The 12,488-nt window shown below is 29.4% G+C and carries 12 protein-coding genes; 2 read left to right on the top strand and 10 right to left on the bottom strand.

Annotated features, from left to right (window positions below; all coding sequences use genetic code 11):
- The first annotated feature begins 6 nt into the window (after nt 1-6).
- Nucleotides 7-2,028 carry an ATP-dependent helicase gene (locus CAMP5063_RS03185; protein ID WP_263666537.1) on the top strand — a complete coding sequence of 674 codons (2,022 nt, stop codon included), beginning with the start codon at nt 7-9 and terminating at the stop codon, nt 2,026-2,028.
- A gap of 60 nt (nt 2,029-2,088) precedes the next feature.
- A complete protein-coding gene (gene tpx / locus CAMP5063_RS03180; RefSeq protein ID WP_337194811.1) occupies nt 2,089-2,613 on the top strand; it encodes a thiol peroxidase in 525 nt (174 codons plus the stop codon).
- A gap of 58 nt (nt 2,614-2,671) precedes the next feature.
- On the opposite strand, the gene msrA is transcribed toward tpx, so the two are convergent.
- The 10 genes from msrA to CAMP5063_RS03130 all read right to left on the bottom strand — a co-directional run bounded on the left by msrA (nt 2,672) and on the right by CAMP5063_RS03130 (nt 12,384).
- On the bottom strand, nt 2,672-3,172 hold the full coding sequence (gene msrA / locus CAMP5063_RS03175) for a peptide-methionine (S)-S-oxide reductase MsrA (protein WP_337194810.1): 501 nt from the start codon (nt 3,170-3,172) through the stop codon (nt 2,672-2,674).
- Nucleotides 3,162-3,527, bottom strand: coding sequence for a hydrogenase maturation nickel metallochaperone HypA/HybF (locus CAMP5063_RS03170; protein ID WP_337194809.1), 366 nt, complete (start codon nt 3,525-3,527; stop codon nt 3,162-3,164). Before CAMP5063_RS03170 ends, msrA begins: the two co-directional genes overlap by 11 nt.
- Nucleotides 3,527-4,498 carry a hydrogenase expression/formation protein HypE gene (gene hypE / locus CAMP5063_RS03165; protein WP_337194808.1) on the bottom strand — a complete coding sequence of 324 codons (972 nt, stop codon included), beginning with the start codon at nt 4,496-4,498 and terminating at the stop codon, nt 3,527-3,529. Before hypE ends, CAMP5063_RS03170 begins: the two co-directional genes overlap by 1 nt.
- A 1-nt stretch (nt 4,499) precedes the next feature.
- Nucleotides 4,500-5,591, bottom strand: a complete 1,092-nt coding sequence (gene hypD / locus CAMP5063_RS03160) for a hydrogenase formation protein HypD (protein WP_133318873.1) — start codon at nt 5,589-5,591, stop codon at nt 4,500-4,502.
- Nucleotides 5,578-5,859 (bottom strand): HypC/HybG/HupF family hydrogenase formation chaperone, encoded by a 282-nt coding sequence (locus CAMP5063_RS03155; protein ID WP_012661500.1) that lies wholly within the window; start codon nt 5,857-5,859, stop codon nt 5,578-5,580. Before CAMP5063_RS03155 ends, hypD begins: the two co-directional genes overlap by 14 nt.
- Nucleotides 5,859-6,593, bottom strand: coding sequence for a hydrogenase nickel incorporation protein HypB (gene hypB, locus CAMP5063_RS03150; RefSeq protein ID WP_039628341.1), 735 nt, complete (start codon nt 6,591-6,593; stop codon nt 5,859-5,861). The genes CAMP5063_RS03155 and hypB overlap by 1 nt, the downstream gene beginning before the upstream one ends.
- 63 nt (nt 6,594-6,656) lie before the next feature.
- The gene (gene hypF, locus CAMP5063_RS03145) at nt 6,657-8,855 is read right to left on the bottom strand and encodes a carbamoyltransferase HypF (RefSeq protein ID WP_337194807.1); all 2,199 of its coding nucleotides are present in this window, start codon (nt 8,853-8,855) and stop codon (nt 6,657-6,659) included.
- On the bottom strand, nt 8,836-10,350 hold the full coding sequence (locus CAMP5063_RS03140; RefSeq protein ID WP_337194806.1) for a hypothetical protein: 1,515 nt from the start codon (nt 10,348-10,350) through the stop codon (nt 8,836-8,838). Before CAMP5063_RS03140 ends, hypF begins: the two co-directional genes overlap by 20 nt.
- Before the next feature lie 76 nt (nt 10,351-10,426).
- Nucleotides 10,427-11,092, bottom strand: a complete 666-nt coding sequence (locus CAMP5063_RS03135; RefSeq protein ID WP_337194805.1) for a M48 family metallopeptidase — start codon at nt 11,090-11,092, stop codon at nt 10,427-10,429.
- Complete coding sequence (locus CAMP5063_RS03130) at nt 11,068-12,384, bottom strand: MATE family efflux transporter (RefSeq protein WP_337194804.1); 1,317 nt, start codon at nt 12,382-12,384, stop codon at nt 11,068-11,070. The genes CAMP5063_RS03135 and CAMP5063_RS03130 overlap by 25 nt, the downstream gene beginning before the upstream one ends.
- Between the last annotated feature and the right edge of the window lie 104 nt (nt 12,385-12,488).

The raw sequence follows: 12,488 nt of genomic DNA, 5'->3' as shown, positions 1-12,488 counted from the left end.
AAATTCATGCCTTTATCGCGTTTAAATGAAGAACAATATAAAGCCGCTAGTGCTCCTTTTGGACACAATCTAATTATAGCAAGTGCAGGCACGGGTAAAACTTCAACTATAGTTGCAAGAATAGCCTTTTTACTTCAAAATGGTATAAAGCCTGAAAAAATTATGCTTCTAACCTTTACAAACAAAGCTAGTAAAGAGATGATAGAAAGACTTAGTAGGTATTTTGATAAAAGCATTACTTCAAAAATCACAGCTGGAACCTTTCATAGTACTGCTTATTCTCTACTTAAAGAGTTAAATCACGATATTATTTTAAAACCTGCGAGTGAGCTTAAAATTCTTTTGCGTTCTATTTTTGAAAAACGTACTTTTCATCATTTAAGCGATACTAAACCTTATATGCCAAGCTATTTGTATGATGTGTATTCTTTATTTCAAAATACTAATGCAAACTTAGATGAATTTTATAATTGGTTTTGTCAAAATTATGATGAACAAGCTGTTTATGCTGAAATTTATGAAGATATTTTAAAAGAATACGAAGAAGAAAAAATGCGTTTTAACTATGTGGATTTTAATGATTTATTGATCAAATTAAAACATGTTTTAGCTTCACATCATTTTGAATTTGATGAGATTTTAGTAGATGAATACCAAGATACTAACACCTTGCAAGGCTCGTTAATTGATGCTTTTAAAAGTAAAAGTTTGTTTTGTGTGGGTGATTATGATCAAAGTATTTATGCTTTTAATGGGGCTGATATTTCTATTATAGGAAGTTTTAAAGATAGATTTGTCGATGCAAATATTTTTACTTTAAATAAAAACTATCGTTCTAGTAAAAATATACTTGCGTTAGCTAATAAGGTTATTTTAAACAATGAAAGATTATATCCTAAAGAATTAATTGTAACTAGAGAAGGAGATTTTAAAGCGCCAAGTTTGCTAACTTTTAATGAATTATTTGATCAATACTCTACCATAGCAAAAATAATCTTACAAAGCGGGGTTAATCTTGATGAAATTGCTGTGATTTTTAGAAACAATTCTAGTGCAGATGGAGTAGAAGTAGCCTTAAGAGAACTTGGCATAGCAAGCAAAAGAAAAGGTGGAGGAAGTTTTTTTGAAAGCTTGGAAGTTAAAAACTTTTGCTCTATGCTTGCAATCGTGCTTAATCCAAAAGATATCATGGCTTTTATACATTTACTTGAATACACCAAAGGAGTTGGTGGGGTTTTGGCAAAAGATATTTTTGATGCTTTATTAAAATTAGGACATTCTAGTTTAATTAAAGGCTTTTTAAATCCTGATAGTAGCGTAAATTTAAAAAAATACAAAAAACAAAGTTACCAACTAGGACTTTTTGATGATATTGAGGAGCTAGCCTCGCCTTCAAGATTTAACTTAGAAAGCGAATTTAACACCCACCCTATTTTAAGCTTACCCAAAATCAACGAGCTTTGTGCAAAAAATCTTGAAAAAATTTATCTTTTTATTAAAAAAGCAAGTGAGTGTAAAATCTCGACCCAGCTTGTAGATTTGATTTTAGAAAATGATTATTTTAAAGAAATTTGTGATATTTTGGCAACTAAAAGAGCGACTAATAAAAATTCCAATGTTGATTTAAATAAAAAAAATGAAATTTTAGAAAAAATCAACGCGAAAATGTTTGTATTAAAAGAACTTGCTAAAAATTATAGTGATAATTATAAATACTATAACTTTCTTACTCTTGGTGCTAGTGAAATGAGTAGTGGTAGTGGGGTTAATCTTTTAAGCATACATGCTAGTAAGGGGCTTGAGTTTGAACTTGTATTTATAATTGATCTTGCACAAGGAAGATTTCCCAACCAAAAACTCATGAGCATGGGCGGAAGTTTAGAAGAAGAAAGAAGGCTTTTTTATGTAGCTGTAACTAGAGCTAAAGATACTTTATACTTAAGCTATGCAAAATATGATAAGATTAAAAAAAGCAATTATCAACCCTCGTGTTTTCTAATCGAAGCAGGTATGTGCAAAGAAGAATAAAAATAAGACTTTATTAATCTTTTTATATTATGATTAATAAAAATCATTCAAGGAGAAAAAATGAATAGTGTATTATTCAAAGGAAATAAAGTAAATTTAAAAGGAAACAACATCCAAGTTGGCGACATAGCTCCAAATATCACTTTAAAAGCCAAAGATCTTTCAGGTGTTGAAATTGCTCCAAAAGGTAAAACTCAAATTATTATCAGCGTACCAAGCCTTGATACTCCAGTATGTGCAACTGAAGCTAGAGAATTTAATAAAAAAGCAGCAGCAAGCGGTGTAGAAGTAATCGTAGTTAGCATGGACTTACCATTTGCTATGGGTCGTTTTTGCTCAACTGAAGGTATAGATAATTTAACTGTTGCGAGTGATTTTGTTTATAAAGAATTTGGTGAAAAATATGGTGTTTTAATGGCTGATGGTCCGCTTGAGGGAATTTTAGCTAGAGCGGTGTTTGTAATTAAAGATGGCGTAGTTGCTTATAAAGAATTAGTAAATGAAGTAACAGAACTTCCTAATATGCAAGCTTTAGAAAATTTCTTTAGTCAAAGTTGTGGATGTGGTGGTTGTGGTTGCCACTAAATTTTAAAAGCCTGCAAAAGGCTTTTAAATCTAACTGCAAAAATACTTAAAAACAATATTAGCAATTAACCTTTTCTAATTTTGGAGCAATAACAAATCTACAATAAGCTTGGCTAGGATTATTTTTAAAATATTTTTGATGATAGTTTTCAGCCTTATAAAATTTTTCTAGTTTTAAAACTTGTGTAACTATGTCTTTAGTGTAATATTTTTGTGCTTTTTGTAAAAAATTGCTAATAATTTTTAACTCCTCATTAGTTTGATAAAAAATAACTGATCTATATTGTATCCCCTCATCAGCTCCTTGTTTATCTAAGCTTGCTGGATCGTGCATTTTGAGAAAAATTTCTAAGATTTTTTCTAATGAAATTTGTTTTTCATCATAAATTATCTTAGCTACTTCTATATTCCCATCGCCATTTATCACGCTTTCATAATTTGGATTTGGCTTACCACCGCTATAACCTACTTCTGTATAAACTACGCCTTTGATTTCATCAAACACAGCTTGAGTACACCAAAAACAACCCGCACCTAAGATAATTTCCTTATTTGTCATTATTTTCCAAATCCTCATTTTCTTTTAAAACAAGCTGCATAAGATAAAGCTCTTCCCCATCTATGATTTTTAAATCTTTATCTTCGCATTTTGGGCACCAAAAGATATTATTTTCAAGTACTCCACTAAAATGGCATTTTTGACACTCAACTACTACTTCTTGAATATGCATAATAAATTTAGCATTTTTACATAAGGGGCTATTTTCTTTAAAAGTTTCAAAGCTTCTTTGCAAAAGTGGAGGTTCAACCCCACTTAAACGCCCTATTTTAACATGCACTTCTTCAACAACTTTTCCTTGAGCATATTCTTCACAAAGTTCTAGCAAAGATTCTGTAATACTTAACTCATGCATTAGCAAATTCTTGGTAAAAGTTCGCCTTTTGGAGCTTCTAAAATGCGTTTTGCTCCATAAGCATTTTCTAAAACCACTCTTGCTTTTTTATTAGCTGTGATTTCACCTATAATAGCTGCATTAGTATTAAATTGTTTTAAAATTTCTAATGCTTTTTGTTCATCTTTTTTATCTACACAAATAATAAAAGTTCCTTCATTTGCAAGCTCATAAGGCTCATACCCAAAAAGCTCACAAACCCCTAAAACTTCATCACAAACTGGGATTTTTTCTTCAAATATTAAAAGCTCTAAATTACTTAGTTTAGTCCATTCATTTAAAACTGCACTAAGCCCACCACGCGTAGCATCACGCATTGCTTTTATGGAAATATTTGCATTTAAAAGTGTTAAAACTTCATCTTTTAAGCTTTTACAATCACTTTGGATATTTGCCTCTAAATTATTTCTTTCAACCAAAACCGCACAACCATGAGCTCCAATATCCCTTGAAACTAAGATACTACAACCACTTTTTAAGTTTTTGGTATTGATTTTTTGTATATTTTTACCTATACATGAAGTATTAATGTATATTTCATCGCCTTTATTTTTAGAAACAACTTTAGTATCCCCACAAACTAGCTTTACTCCCGCTTTATCGCATTCTTCTTTTATAGATTTTAGTATAATTTTTAACTTTTCTAGCTCAAAACCCTCTTCTAAAATTAAAGCTAATGATAAATATAGTGGTGTTGCTCCCACCATTAATACATCATTTACGCTACCACAAACTGCTAATTTTCCTATATTTATATCTTTTAAAAAGATAGGATTTAATACAAAAGAATCAGTACTAAAAGCCAAATCATCTAAAATAGCAGCGTCATTTGCTTCTTTTAAAACATCATTTTCAAAAATAGAAAAAATTTCACTTATCAAAGCATTCATTTCTTCGCCACCGCCACCATGGGCTAAAGTAATTTGCTTCATTTTATGCCTTATCTTGATAGTATTTATAATAAGCCGCACAAGCTCCTTCACTAGAAACCATACAGCTACCTATGGGATTTTTTGGAGTGCAAGCTTTTGCAAACACCTTACAATCGTAAGGCTTAGCTAAGCCTCTTAAAATTTGACCACAAATACAAGCCTTGCTTTCGTTTTTACTTTGTACTTTACAATCAAACACTTTGCTAGCATCTAAGTGTGCAAATTCATCTTTTAGACAAAGCCCGCCATTTACAATCACTCCAAGACCTCTAAATTCAAAATCACAAGGTTTAAAGTATTTTTCCACTAAAGCCTTAGCTTTTAAATTTCCTTCTTTGCTAACTACTCTGTGATATTCATTATAAACTTCAAAAGTATTTGCATTCATTTGCTCTACTATATTTAACACACTAAGCATTATATCAACTGGCTCAAAACCACTCACTGCTATAGGAGTTTTGTATTTTTTAGCAATAGGTTCATAAATGTTTGATCCTGTGATAACGCTTACATGGGAAGGCCCTAAAAAGGCGTCAATTTTTACATTTTCATCTTGCATGATAGCTTCTACCGCAGGTGGAACTAATACATGATTAATATGAAAAAATAAATTTTTTAAATTTAAAGCTATACCTTTTTCTATAATCACCCCACTCATAGGTGTAGTTGTCTCAAAACCTATGGTAAAAAAGATTATATTTTTTTCAGGGTTTTTTAAAGCTATATCTATCACATCCAAAGGTGTATAAAGTGCTCTAATATCAGCCCCTTTAGCTCTAAGATCAATTAAGCTTTCATAACTTCCTGGCACTTTAAGCATGTCACCTAATACACAAAAGATAGTATTTGGCATACTTGCAAGCTTTAAAGCTACATCAATACGCTCTCTAGGCATAACACACACAGGACAGCCTGGGCCATGAACAAAATTAATTTCTTTTGGCAATAAATCAGGCAAACCAAATTTCATAATACTATGCGTATGTCCACCGCAAATTTCCATGATATTAATAGGCTTAGTAATTTTAGAAGCAATAAGTTCTTTTAAGGTTAAAATTCTTTCTTTATTTCTAAAATCATTAATTAAATCCATTTTTTAGCCCCATATCGCCTTCATTTTCATCGATTTGTCCATTTTGCATTTTCTCTGCTATATCAGCATAAATTTTTAAACTCTCTTGTGCAGCTTGAGTGTCGATTTTTTCCATAGCAAAACCCACATGTATAAGCACATAATCGCCTACTTTTAAAGGCTCGCTTATTAAATCCAAACTTACTCTTCTTTTAACCCCTAAAGTTTCTACTATGGCTGAATTTAGCTCATCAATTTCTAAAATTTTAGAAGGTATAGAAAGACACATTAGTTAAGCTCCTTTTTCATTTTTAGATAATTTATCCAAAGATCAAATCCTGTTTTTGTTTTACTATCTAAAATCATAATATCTATTTTAGGATTTAGCCTTTTAGCTGCCATAGAAGCTGCTTTGAAATCAAAGTCAAAATGTTGAGCCAAATCGGCTTTAGTAATGACCAATAAATCAGCCTTTCTAAACATCACTGGATATTTTTCTACCTTATCACTACCTTCTGTTACTGAAAGTAAAACTACATTTAAATGCTCGCCCAAATCATAACTTGCAGGACATACTAAATTTCCCACATTTTCAACAAATACTATATCAAGTTCACTAAGTTTAAAATGATGTAAAGCTTCATGCACCATAAAAGCATCTAAATGACAAGTTTGTCCTGTAGTAATTTGATGAGCTAAGCCTCCTGCTTTAATAATGCGATTTGCATCATTATTAGTTTCTAAATCTCCTTCAACCACAGCTATTTTTAAATCATCTTTTAAAGTTTTTATAGTTTCTTCTAAAAGCGTTGTTTTACCGCTTCCTGGGGAACTCATTAAATTAATACAAAGAGTATTATACTCATTAAAATGCTCTCTATTATGAGCTGCTTGATGATCATTTTTTGATAAAATTTTACTAATAACATTAATAGTTTTTTCATCTTTTAATGCTGGATTTTCATGATGGTGATCATGATGATGTTCATGTCCATTAATAGAACAACCGCAATCTTTACACATAATCTTTCCTTTATATTTTTATTTTATTGTATATAAAAAAGTATTAAAAAAATATGAGTTTTATTAAGTTTTTAAAGATAAATAATGCACAAGTTGCCCAAGTGCGATAGAACTATCATTGCAAGGAAATTGCAAAGAAGTTTTATAAGCAAAATTTTTTCGATCTAAAATTTCAAGCAAGGTTTTATTTTGAAATACCCCACCACATAAAAGCACTTCTTCTTTAAAATCTTTTGAATATTCTATAATTAAATTTGCAATGCCATTAAGCAAACCTGTGCTAATTTTAACTTTATCTTTATCTTCTAAAGCTTGCAAAAAAGCATTTTTAAAGCAAATTTCTTTTTCTTTGATGTCAAATTTGTAACTATAATCAAAATTTTTATCATAATATTTTTCCATCAAAAGCCCAGTTTGTGCTTCATAATCAAGCTTTTGTATATCAAAAGCAAAAGCGCCAAAAGCATCGATAATCCTACCAAGAGAACTCGTATATAAAGAGCTTTGAGTGTGAATTTTTTTAAGATTATTTAATTTTACTTGAGAAAATTTAGCTAAAAACTCGCTAGCTTTGCTTTCTAAATTAAAATCAAAAATTAAAGCTAAAGCTAAATTTGCGATATTTTTAATATCTGCATTAATTAGTTTGAAATTTTTAAAATGATTTAGCCTTTCATAGCTTTTTAAACTCGCTCTAAAAATCTCCCCACCCCAAATTTTTCCATCATCTCCATAACCTGTTCCATCAAAAACAAAGGCTAAAACATTATTTTTGTAAATTTTGTGTTCAAATAAACAAGCACACAAATGTGCATAGTGATGTTGCACGCGAAAATTTTTATAATCTCTAAATTCTTTTACATAGTTAAATTGCGGGTGCTTATCGCTTAAAATCTGATCAAAATTTAGTTTATAAGAGTTTTGAAAGAAAGTTAAAATTTTAAAAAATCTCTCTTGTATGTCTAAACTTTTCATATCGCCTATATAAGGAGAAATGAAAATTTGATTTTTAAAAAAACAAGCAAATTCGTTTTTTAACTCACTTCCTAGAGCTAAAATATTTTCTTTTGTATTAAAAATACTTGCTGTATTGATATAAAGTGGGTTAAGGCCTCTTGAAGTCCTTAAAAACATAGTTTTTTCGCTAATAACTTGAGCAATGCTATCATCGCTTGAGTTGTGTATTGTTCTATCATAATCAAGATAAAAATCAAATACATCACTAAGTTGCTCTAAAAGTTTTGTTTCTTCATAAATAATGCTTTGTGAACTTAAATTAGCACTTGTTGCAATGATAGGTTTTTTAAAATGTTCAAAAAGCATTAAATGCGTTCCCATATAAGCTAACATAATACCTATTTTATTGGTATCTGGTGCTAAGCTTTTATGGATATTTTTGCTATTTAAAATAACTATGGGTTTTAAATTTGAAGTTAAAAGTTTTGCTTCAGCTTCATTAATAAAAGCTAATTCTTGAGCCATTTTAAGATCTTTTACCATGATAGCAAAAGGCTTTTTAGGGCGATTTTTGCGTATTCTAAGTTCATTTATAGCATTTTCATTTGTGCTATCACAAATTAAATGAAACCCACCCATACCTTTAAAAGCTATGATTTTACCTTCTTCTAAAAGCTTTGCAAGCAAGATAAAAGCTTTTTCATCTTTGGCTAAAATATTTTGATTTTTATCTTTTAAAAAAATAGTAATTTTACATTTTGGGCATGAGAGTGGTTGGGCATGAAAACGACGATTAGTAGGATCTTCATACTCGCTTTGACAAAAAGAACACATTTTAAACTCATCCATAGTCGTATTAACTCTATCATATGGGAGTTTTTTTATAATAGAAAATCTTGGTCCACAATTTGTACAAGTGATGAATGGATATTTAAAACGCGGATTTTTCTCATCATAAAATTCATTATAACAATCCTCACAAAGAGCAAAATCACTTAAAATCGGGCTAAATTTTTCACTATCTTGTGAAGCACTTATACTAAATTCATTATAAGTTTTTTGAAGTTTTTTATAAGAAAAATTAAAATCATCTATCCTAGCTAAAGGTGGTAAATTAGCAAAAAGTTTTTCTTTAAAAATTTCCAATTCATCATTGCTACACTCAAGGATTATAACAACACCTAAGCTATTATTATAAACTTCACCTTTTAAATTAAGCTCTTTAGCTATATTAAAAACAAAAGGACGAAAGCCAACGCCTTGCACTAACCCTTTAATATGAATTTCATATCCAAAGTGGGACATCGCTTAACTTAAAAAATGGTATGTGTTTAAATACATTTTTACTAAGGCTTTTATGTTCAAACAAGCTCCCACTAAGCACGGCACAATCAACTTGCTCTTTAGCCTTTAAATCATCAAATAAATCTCTTAAAAAATACGCCAAACTCTCAACAACGCCTAAGGCTATGATTTGATTTTCTACTCCAGCAAGCTTAAAACTCATTACGCTTCTTAAGGTCTTAGTATAATCAAATTCTTTTTGCTCATTAAGCTTAAAGTCTATTCTAACACCTTTTGCCATTTTACTCTCATCTGCTAAGGCCAAAAGTGCTAATGCTGCTTTTTTCTCGTCTTTACCAAGCTCTAAAATCATCCCTACCATGCCAAAAAGATTAAAAAAATTATTAGCCATGTTTAGTTCTTTTCGCACAAGAATAAATTCTTTTTCATAATTAGCTAATAATCTCTTAGCAACATCATCTTGACTTATAGTTTCATAAAACTCATCAAAGCTTTTTGGTAAATTTAGTTTTAAAAGATTGATTTCTTTATCAAGTAAAATAATATCATCATTTCTTTTGCTAAGTTCTAAAAGCAAAGGCTTTTTGTCTTTAAAATCAGACAATATACAAGAAATTCTTGCAAAATTTTTATCTTCTTTTTGAAAAATCAAATTTTTAAACTCAGGTAAAATATAATCATAACCCCTGCAAACTACTAGCTCATTTTCGATTAAAGCTACTTCAAAATCATCTTCAAAATGTTCTAGCTTTTTAAAATTTAAAAACTTAATTCCTTCTTTTTCAAGTTCAAAACATAAAGCAAACAAGAAAAGATTATCATATATTTTTATTTTAAAATATTCATGATTTAATTGATGATTTTGTCTAAAAATAGCATTAAATTTAAGTTTCATTAGAGGCTTTTCAACCCCTGCTAAGATTTTAAATTGCTCGTTATTACAAGAAAAAAATGCATTGATATGTTTTGGGTCACAAGGTATTAAAAAATCATCCAATGCTTCATTAAAAATTTCAAAAGCATATATTCCTTTTGGACTTTTAAAATGCATTTTTTCTTTGTTTTTTAATTTTTCCAAGGCTTTTTTTAAATTATCGTAGAAATTTTCTTTAGTGATTTTTATAAATTCTTCTTCTATTTTAAATTCTTCTTCTACAAAAATACCCCATTCATTTTCTAAAAGCTCGCCATTAGTATAAGCATTTGCATTAAGTCTTGTTAAAAAACTTCTTTGAGTAAAGGTTTTTTCTTTTTTTATGGGTGTAAAATCTTCTTCTATAACTTTTAAGTCAAATTTGTTTAAAAAAACACTATGGCTAATATTTTCTAAATTAGAACAAAAGGCTTGAATTTCATCTTTTTCGCCTTTAATCTTAATGATGATTTTTTCATCTTTTTGCTCATAATCATACACATAATCTTTAGCATAATAAGCTAACAAATACTCAAAAATATCATTTTTAGATTTATAATCAAAAGTAATTTCTAAAAGCAAGTTTAAAACCTTAAAATTAAATTTTTAAAAATATAAATATAACAATTTTAATTCTAAGGAAAGCTTAAAAATATACTTAAAAAATAAGACTTTTTAGAAAAACTTCTCTTGCTTTATAATCAGGCATAAATTTATATAAAAAATCATAAAATTCTTTTTGATGATGTGGGTAGATTAAATGTGTAAGTTCATGCAAAATCACATATTCTATAGCTTTTATAGGTTTTTGCATGAGTTTTAAATTTAAGTTTATGTATGCTTTTTGATGATTACAAGAACCCCATCTTGAAATCATTTCTTTAATGCAAATTCTTTGTACTTTTCTCTTGTGGATAAATTGCCATTTTTTTATAAAATACTCAAAAATCACCCTAGCACTACGCCTTAAGAAAAGATCTAAGGACTTTTGATTTTTTGCAAAAATTTTATCTTTTTTTATAAGAACTTTTTTATGATTTTCGTTAAAAACTAGCTTGTATTTTTTACCTAAAAAATACAATTCATCACTTGCTAAAACTACTCTTTTTAAAGAAAGTTCTTTTTCTTTGGCTCTAATCCAACTTTCATTTTTTTCTAAAAATCTTAAAACATCTCTTTGCTCATAATATAGCGGTATGCTAAGTTTGAAATTTAAATCCCTGTCTATCCTAAGTCTTAGATATTTAAGTTTTTTCTTTTCAAAAGCAAAACGAAATTCTTTAAATTCTAAAATTCCTTTTATACTAGTGCTTTGCCTTGCCATTTTTTACTTTTCCATCTATATGAATTTACTATACCGCGCAAAAACTCATCTGCACAAAAACCTATCCAAACTCCTAAAATTCCAAGTCCAGCATAAAAACAAAGCACATAACCAACCGGTAAAGAAACCCCAAGCATAAACACCACTCCACTTAAAAACGGAAATCTCGCATCACCACTTGCTCTTAGCGAATTCACCATGACTATATTAAAAGTTCTTGAGATTTCTAAGAAAATTGAAAGAGTAAAAAGTGGTATCATAAGTTCTTTTAAACTTTCTTCAAGCTTTACCACACCCATGGTAAAATCTTGCAAAACATAATTAAGCAAAGCTACAAAAGCACTTGCTACCACGCTAAAATATAAAGCTATCCAAGTATGTTTATAGGCTACATTTAAGTATTTTGCGCCGACTAATTTACCTATGATAATTTCATTTGCCACGCTTATGGCTTGCCCTACTAGCATGATAAGCAAAGAAATTTGAAAATAAATCGTTTGAACACTTAAGTTTTCTTTACCTAAACTTGCTACAAAAGCAAAAGCTATGGTGTATTGTATAAACCATATCAAATGCTCTCCTGCTGCAAAACCACCGATATTAAAAATCTTTTTAAGTACCACTTTTTCAAGGCTTATCATCTCTTTAATTTTAAGATGAATTTTGAGTTTAAAACTAAGTATTGCTACAAGCATACCAAAGGCTACCAAACGCCCAAGTATATTACTAAGCCCTACCCCAAAAAGCTCTAACTTTGTAAAATGTAATACATAAAAATTTCCTATAAATATCACAACATTCATCAATAAGGTAGTAAACATAACCCAATAAGCCATATTATACACCCTAATAATAGCAGCCAAAACTATACCCATAGCATCAAAAAACAAACAAATTCCAAGCATATGCAAGTAAATTTCACTATTCTTTAAAAGTTCATTTGGAATTTGTAAAAGATAGAGTAAAAACTCTCCATACCATAAAATCAAACTTCCGCACACAAAACCAAGCAAGGCGTTTAAAAATAGACTTTGATAAATTGCCTTTCTTGCTAGAGTGTAATCTTTAGCCCCTAAAGCTTGAGCGATCACTACACTACAACCCACACTTAAAAAACTAAAAATAATGATAAATAAATCTGCTACTTGATTACCCGCACCCATGGCTCCAACTAAAAAGTTAGAATACTGCGAAACCATCACGGTGTTGATAATCAAAGAAAAATATCTTAAAAACATTTCAAGCAATATAGGCATACTAAGATGTTTGAGTGAAAGTTGTTTGCTTGCCATAAATACTCTTTTTGATAATAATCTTTTGAAAGTAAAAAGTAATTTTACTTAAAAATTACTTTTTATAAGCTTTATAATATCTCTAAAACAAATTTATCATTTTC

The organism is Campylobacter sp. RM5063 (assembly GCF_024723655.1).
GTDB lineage: Bacteria > Campylobacterota > Campylobacteria > Campylobacterales > Campylobacteraceae > Campylobacter_D > Campylobacter_D lari_D.
The sequence above is the reverse complement of the archived record's forward strand: the minus strand, read 5'-3'. Positions and strand labels throughout refer to the sequence as shown.